This window comes from Streptomyces gardneri (assembly GCF_006539185.1).
Classification (GTDB): Bacteria; Actinomycetota; Actinomycetes; order Streptomycetales; family Streptomycetaceae; genus Streptomyces; species Streptomyces gardneri.
Window position 1 is genome coordinate 71,567 of sequence record NZ_BJMN01000011.1, and the last position, 18,985, is coordinate 90,551.

Consider the following 18,985-nt stretch of genomic DNA (forward strand, 5'->3'; position numbering starts at 1 on the left):
TGCCGGTGCCCGATCTACTTGCTCAACGGAGAGATCCTGATGGTTACTTCGCGCTCCACGGCCGCCGCCCGGCCGGAGGGGGTGTCTCTGCGACGCCGTGGCGCCGTGCTGGAACGGGCCATTCTGGAGGCCACGCTCGAACAGTTGGGCAGCGTCGGCTGGAACGGCCTGACGATGGAGGGTGTCGCGGTCGGCGCGCAGACCGGCAAAGCCGCGGTGTACCGGCGCTGGCCGTCGAAGGAAGACCTCGTCGCGGACGCCCTCCAGGCCGGGCTGCCGACGCTCGACGAGGCGCCGGACCTCGGGAGTGTCCGCGAGGACCTGTACGCGCTCTGTCTCCGGGTCCGGGACGTGATGTTCTCCAAGCCCGGCCACGCCCTGCGCGCGGTCCTTCACGAATGCGACGTGGAGTCCGCGCAGAGGTTCCATGATCTGATCGTCGCGGGGGTGACCGAACCCTCCACTCGGCTCTTCAAGGACGTGCTGCGGCGCGGAATCGAGCGCGGTGACGTGCGGGCCGACGCGATCGACGGCCTGGTGCTCGACGTGATCCCCGCCCTGATGATGTACCGCTCCAAGGTGTGCGGGAGCGAATGGCCGGACGACGAGATCGCCGACATGATCGACCGGGTCATGGTGCCGCTGCTCCGGGTCGGGGAGACCTGAGGGGAATCCGGGTATCGCGGGCGGCACCGGGCGGCGTAACCTGGCTGGCGCCATGCCGTACGAACCTCCCACCCACACTGTCGAGCGATCGCTCCGAGCGACCACCGGCGCCAGGATCGTCGCCGGAGTCGACGAGGTCGGACGCGGGGCGTGGGCCGGTCCTGTCACGGTGTGCGCGGCCGTCACAGGACTGCGCCGCCCGCCCGCCGGACTCACCGACTCCAAGCTGCTCACCCCCAAGCGCCGTACGGCGCTGGCCGCGGAGCTGGAGCAGTGGGTCACGGCGTACGCGCTCGGCGACGCGTCCTCGCAGGAGATCGACGAACTCGGGATGACCGCGGCGCTCCGGCTCGCCGCGGTCCGGGCCCTCGAAGGGCTTCCCGTCCGGCCGGACGCCGTGATCCTCGACGGCAAGCACGACTACCTCGGCAGCCCCTGGCAGGTCCGTACGGTGATCAAGGGCGACCAGTCCTGTGTCGCCGTGGCCGCCGCCTCCGTCATCGCCAAGGTCCGGCGGGACACCGTCATGGCGGAGCTCGAGGCCGAGACCGAGGGCTGTGCGGCGTTCGGCTTCGCGGCGAACGCGGGCTACCCTTCGCCGGTCCACAAGGCCGCGCTGGAGGAGCTGGGGCCCACCCCGTACCACCGTCTCTCCTGGTCGTACCTGGACGCGTTGCCCCGGTGGCGCCACCTCAAGAAGGTCCGCCTCTCCGCGGAGGCGGCCGCGCTGGAAAGCGGGGGCCAACTCGGCTTCGACTTCTGAACTTCCGGTTGCCGAGCCCTTCTCCAAGGCCGCCCGAGCAGCCGGGGCGCACCTGTGCGCCCACCCGCCGATGCCTGGCGCAGCGGCGTTTGATAGACATCCACCCATGCCTCTCACCCCCGAGGAGCCTCAGATTCACGAGAGCGCCCAGGGTCCCCGCGCCACCGCGGCCGCCGGCCGTCCCGCGTCGACCCCTCGTCCCGTCCCCGGCCCGCGTTCCGCGGCCTCTCCGCGACCCGGACGTCCGGTCCCCGGCCCGGCCAAGCCCGCGCCGCCGGCCCCGCGCCCGCAGCCCGGTGCCGGGCAGTCCCCGGCCACCGGCCCGGAGAATCGTTCCGACCAGCGGTCCACCCCGCAGCTCCAGGTCATCCCGGCCCCGGCCGACGGTGCGCTGGACGCCGCCGAGGAGGCCCTGGACCTGCTCCTGGAGAGCGGCCGGGCGCCCGGCGAGGTCCTGGTCCTGACCACCGGCGACCAGCACCCGTGGACGGCTCACGAGCTGTCCTTCGGCGAGGCCGCCTACTGGGCCCAGCAGGACACCGGCGACGACGTGTTCTTCGCGGACGCGGCCGCCGTCGAGCGGGCCGCCGTCCGGCCTGTGGTGATCGTCGCCGTCAACGGCGGCGACGAGACCGCTGCCCGGGCCCTGCCGCTGGCGATGGCCCGCGCGGGCGTGCTGCTGATCGTCTGCGGCGATCCGGAGCGGGTCGCGGCGCTCGTCGGCGCCGGCGTCTGACCGGACCGCACTGCTCCGCATGCTGACCGACCATCTCTCCCACCGGACCGAAGCCCGGCCCGGTGGGAAGGGTGATCGTCGGGAAGGGTGACCGGCGGGAGCGATCGTCGGGAAGGGCGATCGGCGGGAAGCCGACCGTCAGCGGGCGGCGACGCGGCGCAGCGGTTCGGACGCGCCGCTCGCCGTTCTCGGCGTGAGGTGGCCCAGCTCGGCCGTGTCACTCCCGAGCGGGACCGGGTGCGAGTCGGAGCTCGGCCGTCGGCCTCCCCGACCCTCGCCGAGCACCTGCCAGCCCCCGTGCGTCAGCGTGATGTACGCCCCGCAGCGGAGCCCGTGCAGAGTGCAGGCGTCCCGGAGCCCCCACATCCAGGCTCCGTCCTCCTCCGTCCAGCGCTCGTCGCCCTCGCGGCAGTACAGCAGCACTGCGGTCCGCACCGGGGCACGGCGCCGGAGGTCATGCGGAATGACACGTCGCAGGTGCGCGAGGAGCGCGTTGCGGAACTCCCAGCCGTCCGCGGGCATCGCGCGGCGGACGAACGAGGCGCTGGCGGTGAGCCGCTCCTCGTGGTCCAGGACCGCCACGATCGCCGTCGAGGGCGTGGGCGTGTGGCGTGAGTGCAGGCCGCTGACGACCTCGCGCGGATTGCCGAGCAGCGGGATTCCCGCCGCGGCCCACTCGGCCGGTTCGAGCGTCCGTGAGAGGCGGCTGGCGGACCCCGTCGACGAAGTGGTCGAGGCGGCTGTGGACGGAGCGAATCCGAGGGTCACGGTCCTCCCTTCGGATACGCGCCCGCGCGGCGGGCAAAGTCGGGTGAGGGCGCACCACGGCACGGTCCTTCAGGGCCGCTGACGGGCCGTGCGGGGCGGTTTCCCAATTCTGGCGTGGCCCGTGCGCGAGCGGCAATGAGCAATTGAGGTCACTGACGGGAATGCGGCGGTATGCCTTTCATATCCCTGCCCAGTTGCCCATTGTTCACTCCCCGTTTCCCCTCCTGTTTCACCCCGAGGGCGCGAGCCCCAGCGGAAACATTCGTTCCGCCTCAGGCTGACCCCGACCGCTCGCGCGGCGGTCGAGCGGCGTGCGAGCACTGCGTCACGCTGAGTGAGTTGGGCGATTGTCCGTGCCATCGGGTTGCATGGGGTCATGGACAACCAGGAGCTCCGTGCCGAAGCCGATGCCATCCTCGCTGAGCTCGTCGGTGCGCCGGGGGGTTCGGCGCGGCTGCGGGAAGACCAGTGGCAGGCGGTGGCGGCCCTGGTGGAGGAGCGCCGGCGGGCCCTGGTGGTGCAGCGGACCGGCTGGGGCAAGTCGGCCGTGTACTTCGTCGCCACGGCTCTCCTGAGGCGCCGGGGCTCCGGCCCCACGGTGATCATCTCGCCGCTGCTCGCCCTGATGCGCAACCAGGTCGAGTCGGCCGCGCGGGCCGGTATCCAGGCGCGCACGATCAACTCGGCCAACCCGGAGGAGTGGAACACCATCTACGACGAGGTGGAGCGCGGCGAGACCGACGTTCTGCTCGTCAGCCCGGAGCGCCTCAACTCCGTGGACTTCCGGGAGCAGGTGCTGCCCAAGCTCGCGGCCACGACCGGTCTCCTCGTGGTCGACGAGGCGCACTGCATCTCGGACTGGGGGCACGACTTCCGGCCGGATTACCGGCGGCTGCGCGCGATGCTCGCCGAACTCGCCCCCGGAGTGCCGGTACTGGCCACCACCGCGACGGCCAACGCACGCGTGACCGCGGACGTGGCCGAGCAGCTGGGCACCGGGGCCGGCGAGGCCCTCGTGCTGCGCGGACCGCTGGAGCGGGAGAGCCTGCGCCTGGGCGTGGTCCGGCTCCCGGACGCCGCACACCGCCTGGCCTGGCTCGCCGAGCACCTGGACGAGCTGCAGGGGTCGGGGATCATCTACGCCCTCACCGTGGCCGCCGCCGAGGAGGCGACCGCCTTCCTGCGGCAGCGCGGGTTCACGGTGGCCTCCTACACGGGGCGGACGGAGAACGCCGACCGGCTGCAGGCCGAGGTCGACCTGCAGGAGAACCGGGTCAAGGCCCTGGTCGCGACCTCGGCGCTGGGCATGGGCTTCGACAAGCCCGACCTCGGCTTCGTGGTGCACCTGGGGTCGCCCTCGTCCCCCATCGCCTACTACCAGCAGGTCGGTCGTGCGGGACGTGGCGTCGAGCACGCCGACGTCCTCCTGCTGCCGGGCAAGGAGGACGAGGCCATCTGGCGCTACTTCGCCGATACGGCCTTCCCGCCCGAGACCCAGGTCCGGCAGACCCTCACGGCCCTCGCCGACGCGGGACGGCCGCTGTCCGTACCGGCTCTGGAGGCGGCGGTCGATCTTCGCCGCACCCGGCTGGAGACCATGCTGAAGGTCCTCGACGTGGACGGGGCCGTCAAGCGGGTGAAGGGCGGCTGGACCTCCACCGGCCAGGAGTGGACCTACGACTCCGAGCGCTACGCGTGGGTGGCGCGGCAGCGGGCGGCCGAGCAGCAGGCCATGCGCGACTACGTGAGCACCTCCGGGTGCCGGATGGAGTTCCTGCGCCGGCAGCTGGACGACGAAGGGGCCGTCCCGTGCGGCCGCTGCGACAACTGCGCGGGGCCCTGGGCGGATTCCTCCGTCTCCTCGGAGACTCTGACCGGAGCGACGAAGGAGCTGGACCGCCCGGGCGTGGAGGTCGAACCGCGCCGGATGTGGCCGACGGGAATGCCCGCGCTGGGCGTCAACCTCAAGGGACGCATCCCCGCCGGAGAGCAGTGCTCCACCGGCCGCGCCCTGGGGCGGCTCTCGGACATCGGCTGGGGCAACCGGCTGCGCCCGCTGCTCGCCGACAACACTCCCGACGGTCAGGTCCCCGACGACGTCCTGAAGGCCGCGGTGGCCGTCCTCGCCGACTGGGCGCGGTCCCCGGGCGGCTGGGCGCCGAACGTCCCGGACGCGTCCGCCCGGCCGGTGGGCGTCGTCGCCCTGCCGTCCCGGACCCGTCCGCTGCTGGTCGGCTCCCTGGCCCAGGGGATCGCCACCGTCGGCCGCCTCCCCTTCCTGGGCACCCTGGGCTACACCGGGCCGGACGGAGCCCACGCGGCACGCCGCAGCAACTCCGCCCAGCGCCTCCGGGCGCTCTCCGGCGCCCTGACCGTCCCCGAGGACCTGGCGGGCGCGCTGGCCGCGAATCCAGGGCCCGTCCTGCTCGTGGACGACAGCACCGACTCCGGCTGGACCCTCGCGGTCGCCGCCCGCCTGCTCCGCCAGGCCGGTGCCGAACAGGTCCTCCCGCTGGTCCTCGCCGCCGCGGGCTGAGCGCCTCACGCGCTGTCAGGCGCGTCGTCTCCCCCTCCGTCTCACACACCGTCAAACAGTCACGAGGATAGGGGTTTCGGAGCGTTCGCGCCGTCGGCCCTGTGGACAACTCCACGGGGCCGACGGTTCCGGTTTCGGGAGTTATCCACAGGGGTTTCGCGATTCGGGAGATCACGAGACCGTCGTGACCATGAACGCGAATCACCACGAATCCAGCGGACCTTCCCGTAGCCAGCGGATCACCCTGCGCAGCCCGGCGGAACTGGCCGACGCCCTGCCCTACATGCTGGGCTTCCATCCCACCGACTCCGTCGTCCTGGTCGGACTCCACGGCGAGCACGGCCGCTTCGGCGGTCGGGTCAGGCTCGGCATCCCGCGCTCACCCCGCGAATGGGCGTCCACGGCGGACCACCTCGCCGAGTGTCTCGTCGAGAGCGGCGACCGGAACGGCGACCGACCTGACGGGATCGTCGTCTTCCTGTGCCAGGACCCGGAGCCCGGCGAGGCCGCCGGCAGGGTCATGGAGCGGCTGCGTCCCTTCGCGCAGCGGCTGCGGACCGCCTGCGGCGCCCTCGACATCCCCGTCTACGAAGTCCTCTGCATCTCCGACGGGTTGTACTTCTCCTACTGCTGCCCCAACGACCGGTGCTGCCCGCCCGGAGGGACGCCCATGGGGCTCGTCGGCACCTCGGTGGCAGCGGCTACCGCCGCCTACGCCGGAGTCCAGGTGCGCGGCTCGCTGCGGGACATGGAGGCCCGGCTCAAGCCGCAGGGGGCGCCCGGGGACGAATCTCAGCGCGCCGCCCTCGACGCGGCCGCCGCCTCGATCGTGCCCAGGATCCTCGAAGGCCCGCCCGGCCGGGGACGGGAGGAGGTGCGCGAGGCGACGCTGCGCACCGCCCGCGAGATCCTCCGCCGGTTCGCCGTCCCGGAGGCCCGCACACAGCCTTCCGGCGGGGTCGCGGCGGCCGACGCGGCCGACGACGCCCTGATCGGTACGGAGGAGGCCGCCGCGCTCATCCTGGGCCTCCAGGACCGGGCCACACGGGACCGCGCCGCCGAATGGATGGAGGGCTGGGAGGGCACCGCCGCTCTGCGGCTCTGGCGCGTCCTGTCCCGCCGCTGCGTCACCCCCTACCAGGAGCACGCCGCCGCGCCGCTCACCCTCGCGGGCTGGACGGCCTGGTCCACGGGCGACGAGCCGACCGCCCGGGTCGCCCTCGGACTCGCCCTCGAGGCCGACCCCGAGTACGTCTTCGCCCGACTGCTGCACCAGGCCTGCAACGAGGGACTCGACCCCGAGTCGCTGCGCTCCTGCCTGCGGAGCGAGCGAGACTCCCGCGGCGCGGCGGAGCAGGCCACGTCAGCGTCCACGCGGCGGGTCGCGACCCGGACCGCCGCCCGCGCCCAGAGCGCCCGGCACAGCCTCAGGAAGCCCGGACGGCAGACCGGCGGAGAGCGCCGGGCACCCGCCGGCGTCCGGCCGAGCGGCCCGGCCGCGAGCAGGCCGAGGAGCGCGGCCCCGCGCCCCGGCGGGCAGCGCGGCAGCAGGAGCGGGCGATGACGACCGTGACCCGGCCGCCCGCGCGCGCGTTCACCACTCTGGCGGAGTCGGACGCACTGTCCCGCCGACGCCCCGCCGGCCGCCCGGACCGCACAGAGAGCACCCCACACCCGCCATGGCCCTCAGCCCCGTCCCGGCCCCCGGGCGCCCCGCAGGACACCCCAAGGGGCCCGCGCACGGACACCCGTCCGGCGTGGGCGCCACGCCCCCACGGGCGGTGCGGCCCGGCGAGCTGCCCTCGGTGCACGGCGCGCTCCTCTGCGTGGCGCTGCCCGCCCTCGCTATCTGCGCCGAGCACGGCCAGCTCACGGGAGACGGACCCGAGGGCGTGTACGCGGCGGGACGACGGCTCCTGTCCCGCTGCGTCCTGCGGGTGGCGGGGCGCGAACCCCTCGCGCTCCAGGGCCGGATGGCGGCCGCCGACCGGGCCGTCTTCCTCGGCGTCCTGCGGCTCCCCGGGGACGCGGGACCCGATCCCGGGCTCGCCGTCGAGCGCTCGCGAGGCGCCGACGGAGCCGAGCGCATCACCCTGCGCAACGCGACCGCCCGCTCCCTCCGCCTCCCCGTGGAGATCGCTCTGGGCACGGATCTCGCGGACCTGGGCGCGGTGGCGTCCGGCAGGACGGGACCCGAACTCACCCCGAGCGTCCACGGCACCGGACTGCGCTGGACCGCGGGCGACGGACGATCCGTCGCCGTCACCGCGGACCCGCCGCCCATGGACTCCCTGGCGGCGGCCGGAGTCCTGCGGTGGGAGGCCGAACTTGCGCCCGGCGCGCCGTTCACGATCCGGCTGCAGGTACGTGGCGACCGGGCAGCTGGGGTCGGCGCCCCCTCGGGTGGCGGCGCAGGGCGACCCGGCGGCCACCTCGTCGCCGAGGCACGGGCCGAGGGCGACGACCCCCGCCCGGGGGAGCTGCTCAGCGCCTCCGTCGAGGACCTGCGGGCGCTCCTCCAGCGGGACCCCGCCCACCCCGCCGACGTCCATCTCGCGGCCGGCGTCCCCTGGCGCTGCGGACCGGTCACCGCCGAGGCCCTCTGGGCAGCCCGCATGGTCCTCCCCCTCGGGACCCGGCTGGCCGCGACCACGCTCCGCGCGCTGGGCCGCGCACAACTCCAGGGCACCGGACCCGAGTCCGGTCGTCTCCCCGGCCCCCTCCGGGACGCGGGCCCGTACCTCCCGCCCCGCTGCACGGGCATCGAGGCCACGCTCGCCTTTCCCGTCGTGCTCGCGGAGGCCCGTCGCTGGGGGCTGCCCGCCGCGGACCTGGAGGAGCTGCTTCCCGTGGCCGAGCGGTGCCTGGGCTGGCTGCGCCGCACGGCCGAACCCAGCGGCTTCGTGCCCGACCCGGGGCCCGCCGGGCCCTGGCGGGCCGAGACCCAGGCCCACGCGCACCGTGCGGCCCTGCTCGGCGCCGACCTGCTCGACGCCTGCGGGAGGCCCGGAGGAGACGCCCTGCGCGAAGTCGCGCGGACACTGCGCGAGCGGTTCCGGCGCGAGTTCTGGCTCGACGACCTGGCGGGGGGCCGGCCCGCCGTCGCCCGCGCACCGGACGGCCGGACCTGGTCCCGGCTGGGCGGCTGGGCCGCGCACCTGCTCGACACCGGACTGCTGGGCGGCGGCAGCCACGCGCAGGGCCTGCTGGACAGGGCAGAGACCGAGCAGGTGGCCAGACTGCTCGCCACCCCGGCCCTCGACTCCGGCTGGGGGCTGCGCGGTCTGGGATCCAAGGAACCCGGCCACAACCCCTTCGGCCACCGGGCCGGCGCGGTCCGGGTGCACGAGACGGCGGTCGCCGTGGCCGGCCTCGCCGCCGCCGGCCACGAGAAGGAGGCCGCCTCCCTGCTGCGCGGGCTGCTCGACGCCGCCGCGGCCTTCGAGTACCGGCTCCCCGAGATGTACGCGGGCGAGCAGCGGACGGCGGGAGGGCGTCCGGCGCCGCACCCGGCCGCATGCAGACCGGCGGCCGTAGCGGCGGCCGGAGCGGTCCAGACGCTCGTCGCCCTCGCCGGGATCCGCCCCGACGTGCCGGGGCGCTCCGTGGCGGTGCACCCCATGCCCTCGGCCCCGCTCGGAGCGATCCGGCTGTCGGGGCTCGTGGTGGCGGGCGAGCCCTTCGCCGTGCGGGTCGGCAGGCTCGGTCTCGGTATGGTCGAGGAGGCCGCAGAGGGCCTTCAACTGGGGGTGTGACGGGATGCCGGGCGCAGACACGACGGAAGCTTCACGGCGCGGCGAAGAAGTCGTCGCAGATCCTTCCGCGAGGCGTGTTTATCGTCAGGGAGACGACTATGATCGCGGCATGCCTCCCTACGACCCGTCGGCCTATCCGCCTTTCGCTGTCACCGTCGATCTGGTCGTGCTCACCGTGCGGCGCCACGCGCTCTGCACCTTGATCGTGAAGAGAGGGGAACCGCCGTTCCAGGGACGGTGGGCGCTCCCCGGAGGCTTCGTCCGCGAGGGCGAGGACCTCGGCGCCGCGGCCGCCCGCGAGCTGATCGAGGAGACCGGACTCCGCGCCCACGACCCGGGCGACCCGCCGCCCGTACCGGGCAACGGCGCACACCTGGAGCAGCTGGCGACCTACGGGGCTCCCGACCGGGACCCGCGCATGCGCGTCGTCAGCGTCGCGCACCTGGCCCTGGCCCCGGACCTGCCCGCGCCGCGAGCGGGCGGAGACGCGAACAGCGCCCGCTGGGCCACCGTCGGGGAGCTGCTCGGCGAGGACGGGCCCGTCGGTGGCGAGGGGGCCACGGGCGGGGGAACCGAGGGAGAGGGAGGCCCGGGCGGGGGAGCCGAGCCGCTCGCCTTCGACCACGCCCAGATCCTCGCCGACGGAGTGGAGCGGGCCCGCTCCAAGATCGAGTACTCCTCCCTTGCCACGGCCTTCTGTCCGCCGGAGTTCACCGTCGGAGAGCTGCGGCGCGTCTACGAGGCCGTCTGGGGCGTCGCCCTCGACCCGCGCAACTTCCACCGCAAGGTGACCGGCACGCCCGGCTTCCTGGTCCCGGCCGGCGGCACCACGACCCGTCAGGGAGGCCGTCCCGCCCAGCTCTTCAGAGCAGGTGGAGCCACCCTTCTCAACCCGCCGATGCTGCGCCCCGAGGTCTGACCGACCCGGCCGCCCGGAGCCCCGGGCGCCAACCCTGCGCCGAAAGTCCGAAATGTAGCGTTATCTTGCTGCGATAGCGCCGCCCTGCCGCGGAGCGGTGTCACCTACCGCGAGAGAAGCGATGCTCCAGGCAATCGGACTGACCAGCACTCCCCGCCGCGACCGACTGCCGGCCGTGGAAGATCTGACCTTCGAGGCGCGGCCGGGTGCCGTGACCGCGCTCCTCGGCCCCCCGGGCTCCGGCAAGACCACCACGCTCCGGCTCATGCTGGACCTCGATCCGGGCCGGGGGATCACGTACTTCCGAGGCCGGCCGCTGCACGGGGTGGCCCATCCGCCACGCGAGGTCGGCGTGTTCCTCGGCGACGTCCCCGGGCACCCCTCCCGCACGCTCCGCGGGCAGCTGCGGATGCTCGGCGCCGCTTCCGGAACCCCCGCCGCACGGACCGGTGAAGTGCTGCGGTCCGTCGGTCTCGCGGGCCTCGAAGGGCGCCGGATCGGCACCCTCCCGCTCGGGGCGGAGCGCCGACTCGGCCTGGCGTGCGCGCTGTTGGGCACCCCGCACGCCCTGCTGCTCGACGAGCCGGGCGCCGGCCTCTCCGCCACCGAGAGCGCAGGGGTGTACGAACTCCTGCGCGCCCACGCGGCCGGCGGGGGAACGGTCCTCTACACGACACAGGACCCCAAGGACGCGGCCCGCAACGCCGACCGGGTCGTCACCCTCGACCGCGGCCGGCTCGTCGCCGACCAGGACGCGACCGAGTTCGCGCGCACCCGCCTGCGACCCCGCGTCGCCGTCCGCACCCCCCACGTCGCGCGCCTGGCCGCGGCCGTGACCCAGGAGGCCAGGGCCGCCCGCCGGCCGGTCGAGGTGGTCGCGGAGGACGGCAACCTGCTGTCGGTCTACGGCAGTGACTGCGCCGCCGTCGGCGACACCGCGTTCCGGCACGGCGTCGTGGTCCACCGGCTCGCCGACGAGACCGGCGACACGGCGCCCGCGCCCCGAGCCCCGGAGGGCGGTGCGCCCCCTAGTGACACCTCCGGGCAGGAGGCCCTTCAGGGCCGGGTCCCGCCCTCACGGGACGCCGGGCAGGCGTCCGGCGCCACCGGGCGTGGCGACTCGGCCGAGGAGAGGACCCGTGCGCGGAAGCCGGCCCGCTCGCCCTCGCGCCCCCTGCGGTACGAGCTCCACCGGCTCGCCGGCGTCCCCAGCACCTCGCTCGTCGTGGCGGTGGTCCTGCTCGTCTCCGTGACCCTCGCCGTGCTCCTCGCGCGCGGAGGATCGACGGCGCTGCCCGTCGTCCTGGCCGGATGGCCGGCGATCTCCCCGCTGCCGCCCGCCGCCCTCGGAGCGGGTCTGATCGGGGCCTTCTCCTTCGGCGAGGAGTACCGCTACCCCGCGCTCACCGCCGGCCGCGGCGCCGTGCCCCGACGGCTTCGCCTGCTGCTCGCCAAGCTCGTCGTGGCGGCGGCCGTCGCCCTCGGGCTCGGGGTGCTCGTCACGGCGGCGGACCTGGGGGCCCTGAGGCTCGTCTACGGCGCTGAGTTGATTCCCGTACCGGACAACTGGCCGTCGCTCTGCGCGAGTTGGCTGGGGCTGCTCGTCGGCTGCGCCTGGGCGGGAGTGCTGGGCGCCGGGGTGTTCAGGGCCGCCGCCGCCGGTGTGGCCGCGGTCCTCGCCGTACCCGTCGCCTTCGTTCCGCTCCTGCAGCAGGTGCTCACGGGCCCGTCGGTGCGTTCGGTCGCCGGGCTGCCGGCGCGGTTGCGCGAGATCGCCGGTCCGCAGTGGTCCCCGGGCGTTGACCGGTGGTTGGCGGGGGCGCTGCGGGTGGTCGGGCAGCCCGCGGGGGTGGCGCTCTCGCTGGTGTTGACCGGCTTGCTCTGTGCCTATGTGTTCACCGGGCTTCGCCGGAGGGCCCGTTGGTGATCACTTATGGATTGAAAGATTCCGGGTTTCGGGCAACTCCCTTAAAAATTGCCCTCTATGTCCGAATAATCGTCAATTGTGTAGTGGGTGCCGATCACCCTTTCGTGTGCTTTTCACCAAAGACCTCAAGGGTCACGGAAGCAACGCCGACAAAGGATGCGTGAGTACCCTTGCGCACACCATGATGACCGCCGCCCGTCCCGTCGAGTCAGGCCTCGGCGCCCCGGGCGATCTCGACCGCTACCCCTACGCGGAGGCGCCCGGCGCCGGCCGCGTGGGTCCGCCCTCCTGGGAGGGTGTGGACACCGACCTGGGCCGCGTCGGCCGCCGCAGCGCCGGCAGCCGGGGCCGAGGGCTCCACGGCCAGCTCGTCCAGCAGCTCGGTCAGATGATCGTCTCCGGCGACCTCGGCGCCGACCGCCCCCTCGTCCCCGAGGAGATCGGCCAGCGCTTCGAGGTCTCACGCACCGTCGTGCGCGAGTCGCTGCGCGTGCTGGAGGCCAAGGGCCTCGTCAGCGCCCGCCCCAACGTCGGCACCCGCGTGCGGCCCGTCAGCGACTGGAACCTCCTCGACCCCGACATCATCGAGTGGCGCGCCTTCGGCCCGCAGCGCGACGACCAGCGCCGCGAGCTGAACGAGCTGCGCTGGACCATCGAGCCCCTGGCCGCGCGGCTCGCCGCCGGACACGGCCGTGAGGACGTCCAGCAGCGCCTCGCCGACATGGTCGAGATCATGGGGCACGCGTACGCCCAGGGTGACGCGATCACCTTCTCCCGCGCGGACACCGAGTTCCACTCCCTGCTCATTCAGCTCGCCGGGAACCGGATGCTGGAGCACCTCTCCGGCATCGTCGGCGCCGCGCTCCAGGTCTCCGGCGGTCCCGTCACGGGCTGCGACCGCCCGAGCGAGGCGTGCCTCGGCCACCACGCCCGGATCGCCGACGCGCTGGCGGCGGGGGACGCCCAGGGCGCCGAAGCCGCCATGCGTCAGCTGCTGACCGTCCACCCCGAGGTGGAGCGCGTCGTTCCCGCCCCCCGCGAACACTGACCGCGGGCCGTGGCCGGGAGCGCGGAGGCGCGCACATCGCGTGCCGCCGGGTCCGAGCGCGGTCCGGGGAGCCCGGTCGGATCTCCCCGGATGGCGCCAGGGTTCCGGCGGCGCGAATGTGCCATGATGTACCGCTTCGGCCGTTTCGCCGCGAATGAGGTGTGACTCGGGCCACGAAGATTGGGCGTAACACTCCTCCGAGCCGTGCGATGACCTAAGAGGTGACAGCCGAGGAAGGAATACAGCAGCCGTTGGAGGCGCTGTGCAGTTCCCCGGCCCAACCCGCGCCGTCGGCACATTTCCCGCCGATGGTCGTCGGCTCCGGCCCTATCCAGGGCGGGGCCGGAAGCCGTTTCCATCGTTCCGAGAGGTTGTTCGTGTCGGCCAGCACATCCCGTACGCTCCCGCCGGAGATCGCCGAGTCCGAGTCTGTGATGGCGCTCATCGAGCGGGGAAAGGCTGATGGGCAGATCGCCGGCGATGACGTGCGTCGGGCCTTCGAAGCCGACCAGATTCCGCCAACCCAGTGGAAGAATGTTCTGCGCAGCCTCAATCAGATCCTCGAGGAAGAGGGTGTGACGCTGATGGTCAGTGCAGCGGAGTCGCCGAAGCGCGCCCGCAAGAGCGTCGCTGCGAAGAGCCCGGCCAAGCGCACCGCCACCAAGACCGTCACTGCCAGGACGACCGTGACGAAGACCACCGTCACGGCCGCGACGGCTGCCGCGACGGACGGCGACGACCTGGCCGACGAGGCCGGATCGCCCGCCAAGAAGGCGGCCGCGAAGAAGACCGTCGCCAAGAAGACGGTGGCCAAGAAGACCGTCGCCAAGAAGACGGCGGCCAAGAAGACCACCTCCAAGAAGGACGCCGACGAGCTCGCCGAGGGCGAAGAGCTCCTCGAGGACGTCGCGCCCGGCAAGGGTGAAGAGGAAGAGACCGAGGGCGAGAGCAAGGGCTTCGTCCTGTCCGACGAGGACGAGGACGACGCTCCGGCGCAGCAGGTCGCCGTCGCCGGTGCCACCGCCGACCCGGTCAAGGACTACCTGAAGCAGATCGGCAAGGTCCCGCTCCTCAACGCCGAGCAGGAGGTCGAGCTCGCCAAGCGCATCGAGGCCGGCCTGTTCGCCGAGGACAAGCTGGCGAACTCGGACAAGCTCGCGCCGAAGCTCAAGCGCGAGCTGGAGATCATCGCCGAGGACGGCCGCCGGGCCAAGAACCACCTCCTGGAGGCCAACCTCCGTCTGGTGGTCTCCTTGGCCAAGCGCTACACCGGCCGCGGCATGCTCTTCCTGGACCTGATCCAGGAGGGCAACCTGGGTCTGATCCGCGCGGTCGAGAAGTTCGACTACACCAAGGGCTACAAGTTCTCCACGTACGCCACCTGGTGGATCCGTCAGGCGATCACCCGCGCCATGGCCGACCAGGCCCGCACCATCCGTATCCCGGTGCACATGGTCGAGGTCATCAACAAGCTCGCGCGTGTGCAGCGCCAGATGCTCCAGGACCTGGGCCGTGAGCCCACCCCGGAGGAGTTGGCCAAGGAGCTCGACATGACCCCTGAGAAGGTCATCGAGGTCCAGAAGTACGGCCGTGAGCCGATCTCCCTCCACACTCCGCTGGGTGAGGACGGAGACAGCGAGTTCGGTGACCTCATCGAGGACTCCGAGGCGGTCGTGCCGGCCGACGCGGTGAGCTTCACGCTCCTCCAGGAGCAGCTGCACTCCGTGCTCGACACGCTCTCCGAGCGTGAGGCGGGTGTCGTCTCGATGCGCTTCGGCCTCACCGACGGCCAGCCGAAGACGCTGGACGAGATCGGCAAGGTCTACGGTGTGACGCGAGAGCGGATCCGTCAGATCGAGTCGAAGACGATGTCGAAGCTGCGTCACCCGTCGCGTTCGCAGGTCCTGCGCGACTACCTCGACTGATCCGTCCGAGGCATAGAGCGGTACACGGAAGGCCCGGTTCCCCGAAAGGGAGGAACCGGGCCTTCCGCGTGTGCGGGCGTGCGCGGGGCGTGTGCGTGCAGGACGCTGGGTGAACCGACATCACCGGAGAGTCAGGAGGCTCCATGCATGGTCCCTTCACCCGCGCCTTGACGGGTGCCCTGGGCCTGATCACGGCTGCGGCGGGGCAGGTCGCCACCGCTGCCCCCGTGGCCGCCGACAGCGTCGTCGTGGGCGGCCGGCAGGCCCTGATCGCGGACGCGCCGTGGGTCGTGGCGCTGTCCAGCCGTGACCGGTTCGGGGGTACCCGGGCGGGGCAGTTCTGCGGCGGCGTCGTCGTCGCGCCGACCAAGGTGCTCACGGCGGCCCACTGCCTGGGCCGAGAGGCCCTCGGCGGCGAGCCGTGGGAGGTGCGCGACTTCGTGGTCATCGCCGGCCGTGCCGCGCTGCGCGGGCAGGGCGGGCAGGAGGTCGGGATCTCGGACACCTGGGTCAATCCCGACTACGACCCGACGACGAACTCGGGCGATCTCGCGGTGCTGACGCTGGCGAGCGCACTGCCGCAGTCGTACGTGATCGGCGTCGCCCGCCCGGGAGATCCGGCGCACACGCCCGGTACGGACGCGGACGTCTACGGCTGGGGCGACACGACCGGCACCGGGACCTACCCCTCCACGCTGCGGACGGCCCGGGTCCAGGTGCTGTCGGACACGGCGTGCGAGCGGGCGTACCCGGGCGGTTTCGGTGTCCGGTACCGCAGCGACACGATGCTGTGCGCGGGCGACCCGCAGGGCGGCCGGGACGCGTGCCAGGGCGACAGCGGCGGACCGCTGGTGGCCAAGGGGCTTCTCGTCGGCCTGGTGTCGTGGGGGAGCGGCTGCGGGCAGGCGGAGAACCCGGGTGTCTACACGAGGGTCTCGTCGGTGCTGCCGGAACGGATCTGACGAACACCCGCGCTCTGGGGCACGAGAACGGGCGGCCACCCCCCTTGCTTGCGGGGGTGGCCGCCCGCCGTCCGATCAGCGACCGGCACTGGGCTCGTCGTGCAGGGTGTCAGGCGTGGTCTTCGCCCATCGTGCGGGCCGGCACGTCGGTGAGCCGGTCCGTCTCATCCTGTATCTCAGCGGCGATCTTCTTGAGTTCCGGCTCGAACTTGCGGCCGTGGTGGGCGCAGAAGAGCAAGTCACCTCCGCTGGTCAGGACGACACGCAGGTATGCCTGGGCGCCGCAGCGGTCGCAGCGGTCAGCGGCCGTCAGGGGGCTCGCGGGGGTCAGAACAGTAGTCACGTCGCCTCTTCTCTAGCTCGACGAGCTGTCGTACCAGGGTCAACATCCAACCAGGCCGGAAACGTTCCCGCTCGTGGCTTTTCCTCGAAACTTTTTCCCAAGGTGGCTGTCTGCTGCCGGTTGGCGGCGAATGAGCCGTATTGCTTCGCTCTACGGATTTCGCGTTGCTTGTGTCGGTGCGTCCTCCCGGCGTGGTTGCCGGTTGTTGATGAGGACGTGCCCGGAGCCTAAATGGTTCATGCCTGGAAGGGAACGTGATGTTCGCGTCACCCCTTCGAGGGATCGAACATCCATACGACTCTGGACTAGCATGAGGATAGGGGAGGGTGGCGTGACAACGGCTCTACCAGGCCTCGGTACCCTCTGACCGGTGAACGACGCCGGGCCTTACCCCACCGGGCCAGTTTTCAAATTCAGCGAGGAGCGAACCGCGTGACCGCCGAAACGTCCGTGCCGTCCAGTGCGCTGCTGACCGCAGACCGTGACGGTTCCAACTACACCGCGCGGCACCTGCTCGTACTCGAAGGGCTCGAAGCGGTTCGCAAGCGCCCCGGTATGTACATCGGGTCCACCGACAGCCGCGGCCTGATGCACTGCATCTGGGAGATCATCGACAACTCGGTCGACGAGGCCCTCGGCGGCTACTGCGACCACATCGACGTCATCCTCCACGACGACGGCTCCGTCGAGGTCCGGGACAACGGCCGAGGCATCCCGGTCGACGTCGAGCCGAAGACCGGGCTCTCCGGCGTCGAGGTCGTCATGACCAAGCTGCACGCCGGCGGAAAGTTCGGCGGCGGCTCGTACGCGGCCTCCGGCGGTCTCCACGGTGTCGGTGCGTCCGTGGTCAACGCCCTGTCGGCCCGTCTCGACGTCGAGGTCGACCGGAACAGCTCCACGCACTCCATCAGCTTCCGCCGCGGCGTGCCCGGCATCTTCACGGAGCAGGGCCCCGACAGCCCCTTCGACCCGGGCAACGGCCTGCGGAAGGGCAAGCGCGTCCCCAAGACCCGCACGGGCACGCGCGTCCGCTACTGGGCGGACCGGCAGATCTTCCTCAAGGACGCCAAGCTCTCGCTGGAGACGCTCCACCAGCGCGCCCGGCAGACCGCCTTCCTCGTGCCCGGCCTCACGATCGTCGTCCGCGACGAGCGGGACCTCGCCGGGATCGGCAAGAGCGAGGAGACGTTCCGCTTCGACGGAGGCATCAGCGAGTTCTGCGAGTACCTCGCGCAGGACAAGGCCGTCTGCGACATCCAGCGCCTCACCGGACAGGGAACCTTCAAGGAGACCGTCCCGGTCCTCGACGAGCGCGGGCACATGACCCCGACCGAGGTCACCCGCGAGCTCGCCGTCGACGTCGCGCTGCGCTGGGGCACCGGCTACGACACCACAGTCAAGTCCTTCGTCAACATCATCGCCACCCCCAAGGGCGGCACCCACGTCTCCGGCTTCGAGCAGGCCATCACCAAGACGGTGAACGAGGTCCTCCGCTCGGCCAAGATGCTGCGCGTCGCCGAGGACGACATCGTCAAGGACGACGCCCTGGAGGGGCTCACGGCCGTCGTGACCGTCCGCCTAGCCGAGCCGCAGTTCGAGGGGCAGACGAAGGAGGTCCTGGGCACCTCCGCCGCCCGCCGGATCGTGGCCGCCGTGGTCGCCAAGGAGCTCAAGGCCTTCCTGACCTCCACCAAGCGGGACGCCAAGGCTCAGGCCCGCGCCGTCCTGGACAAGGCCGTCGCCGCCGCCAGGACCCGGATCGCGGCCCGCCAGCACAAGGAGGCGCAGCGCAGGAAGACCGCGCTCGAGTCCTCCTCGCTGCCGGCCAAGCTCGCCGACTGCCGCAGCGACGACGTCGAGCGCAGCGAGCTCTTCATCGTCGAGGGGGACTCCGCCCTCGGTACGGCCAAGCTCGCGCGCAACAGCGAGTTCCAGGCCCTGCTGCCGATCCGGGGCAAGATCCTCAACGTCCAGAAGTCCTCGGTCTCGGACATGCTCAAGAACGCCGAGTGCGGCGCGATCATCCAGGTCATAGGAGCGGGCTCGGGCCGCACCTTCGACATCGACGCCGCCCGCTACGGAAAGATCGTCCTGCTGGTCGACGCCGACGTCGACGGCGCCCACATCCGCTGCCTGCTGCTGACGCTCTTCCAGCGCTACATGCGGCCCATGGTCGAGGCCGGGCGCGTCTTCGCCGCCGTGCCCCCGCTGCACCGGATCGAGCTCGTCCAGCCCAAGAAGGGCCAGGACAAGTACGTCTACACGTACTCGGACAACGAGCTGCGCCAGACCCTCCTGGAGTTCCAGCGCAAGGGGGTCCGCTACAAGGACGCCATCCAGCGCTACAAGGGTCTGGGTGAGATGGACGCCGACCAGCTCGCGGAGACCACGATGGACCCGCGCCACCGCACCCTGCGCCGGATCAACATCGGCGACCTGGACTCGGCGGAGCAGGTCTTCGACCTCCTCATGGGCAACGACGTGGCGCCCCGCAAGGAGTTCATCACCAGCTCGGCGGCGACCCTCGACCGCTCGCGCATCGACGCCTGACGGAGGCGCCTGCCAGGTGACCGAAAAGGGCCGGACCGTGCGGTACGCATATCAGCACGGTCCGGTCAGGCCAACCACGAGAACTGT

14 protein-coding genes are annotated in these 18,985 nt (G+C 72.5%); 12 read left to right on the forward strand and 2 right to left on the reverse strand.

The genetic code is table 11. The annotated features are described in order from the left end of the window. Window positions 1-39 precede the first annotated feature (39 nt). The 3 genes from SGA01_RS08460 to SGA01_RS08470 all read left to right on the forward strand — a co-directional run bounded on the left by SGA01_RS08460 (window position 40) and on the right by SGA01_RS08470 (window position 2,165). The gene (locus SGA01_RS08460) at window positions 40-666 is read left to right on the forward strand and encodes a TetR/AcrR family transcriptional regulator (RefSeq protein ID WP_141294873.1); all 627 of its coding nucleotides are present in this window, start codon (window positions 40-42) and stop codon (window positions 664-666) included. A 52-nt stretch (window positions 667-718) separates the two neighbouring features. Next, on the forward strand, window positions 719-1,429 hold the full coding sequence (rnhB, locus tag SGA01_RS08465; protein ID WP_141294875.1) for a ribonuclease HII: 711 nt from the start codon (window positions 719-721) through the stop codon (window positions 1,427-1,429). Window positions 1,430-1,535: 106 nt separating this feature from the next. After that, on the forward strand, window positions 1,536-2,165 hold the full coding sequence (locus tag SGA01_RS08470; protein WP_141294877.1) for a hypothetical protein: 630 nt from the start codon (window positions 1,536-1,538) through the stop codon (window positions 2,163-2,165). A gap of 138 nt (window positions 2,166-2,303) precedes the next feature. On the opposite strand, the gene SGA01_RS08475 is transcribed toward SGA01_RS08470, so the two are convergent. Next, window positions 2,304-2,933: a hypothetical protein gene (locus SGA01_RS08475; RefSeq protein WP_141294879.1), complete on the reverse strand. Its 630-nt coding sequence runs from the start codon at window positions 2,931-2,933 to the stop codon at window positions 2,304-2,306. Window positions 2,934-3,309: 376 nt separating this feature from the next. Here SGA01_RS08475 and SGA01_RS08480 point away from each other — a divergent pair, with 376 nt between their 5' ends. The 8 genes from SGA01_RS08480 (at window position 3,310) to SGA01_RS08515 (ending at window position 16,005) form a co-directional block, all read left to right on the forward strand. After that, the gene (locus SGA01_RS08480; RefSeq protein WP_141294881.1) at window positions 3,310-5,469 is read left to right on the forward strand and encodes a RecQ family ATP-dependent DNA helicase; all 2,160 of its coding nucleotides are present in this window, start codon (window positions 3,310-3,312) and stop codon (window positions 5,467-5,469) included. Window positions 5,470-5,659: 190 nt separating this feature from the next. After that, complete coding sequence (locus SGA01_RS08485; protein ID WP_141294883.1) at window positions 5,660-7,033, forward strand: DUF4192 domain-containing protein; 1,374 nt, start codon at window positions 5,660-5,662, stop codon at window positions 7,031-7,033. 115 nt (window positions 7,034-7,148) lie between these two features. Next, window positions 7,149-9,224 carry a glycogen debranching N-terminal domain-containing protein gene (locus SGA01_RS08490; protein WP_141294885.1) on the forward strand — a complete coding sequence of 692 codons (2,076 nt, stop codon included), beginning with the start codon at window positions 7,149-7,151 and terminating at the stop codon, window positions 9,222-9,224. Window positions 9,225-9,333: 109 nt separating this feature from the next. After that, the gene (locus SGA01_RS08495) at window positions 9,334-10,143 is read left to right on the forward strand and encodes an NUDIX hydrolase (protein ID WP_141294887.1); all 810 of its coding nucleotides are present in this window, start codon (window positions 9,334-9,336) and stop codon (window positions 10,141-10,143) included. Between the two features lie 121 nt (window positions 10,144-10,264). After that, on the forward strand, window positions 10,265-12,070 hold the full coding sequence (locus SGA01_RS08500; protein ID WP_141294889.1) for an ABC transporter ATP-binding protein: 1,806 nt from the start codon (window positions 10,265-10,267) through the stop codon (window positions 12,068-12,070). A gap of 160 nt (window positions 12,071-12,230) precedes the next feature. Then, on the forward strand, window positions 12,231-13,118 hold the full coding sequence (locus tag SGA01_RS08505) for a FadR/GntR family transcriptional regulator (RefSeq protein ID WP_141294891.1): 888 nt from the start codon (window positions 12,231-12,233) through the stop codon (window positions 13,116-13,118). 377 nt (window positions 13,119-13,495) lie between these two features. After that, window positions 13,496-15,043: an RNA polymerase sigma factor gene (locus SGA01_RS08510; RefSeq protein WP_055645983.1), complete on the forward strand. Its 1,548-nt coding sequence runs from the start codon at window positions 13,496-13,498 to the stop codon at window positions 15,041-15,043. 143 nt (window positions 15,044-15,186) lie between these two features. Next, window positions 15,187-16,005, forward strand: coding sequence for a S1 family serine peptidase (locus SGA01_RS08515; RefSeq protein WP_141294893.1), 819 nt, complete (start codon window positions 15,187-15,189; stop codon window positions 16,003-16,005). 109 nt (window positions 16,006-16,114) lie between these two features. Here the strand turns inward: SGA01_RS08515 and SGA01_RS08520 are convergent, their stop codons facing one another. Next, window positions 16,115-16,348 (reverse strand): DUF7455 domain-containing protein, encoded by a 234-nt coding sequence (locus tag SGA01_RS08520; protein WP_055640955.1) that lies wholly within the window; start codon window positions 16,346-16,348, stop codon window positions 16,115-16,117. Between the two features lie 432 nt (window positions 16,349-16,780). On the opposite strand from SGA01_RS08520, the gene SGA01_RS08525 reads away from it, so the two are divergent. Then, window positions 16,781-18,898, forward strand: a complete 2,118-nt coding sequence (locus SGA01_RS08525; protein ID WP_141294895.1) for a DNA gyrase/topoisomerase IV subunit B — start codon at window positions 16,781-16,783, stop codon at window positions 18,896-18,898. Window positions 18,899-18,985: the final 87 nt, after the last annotated feature.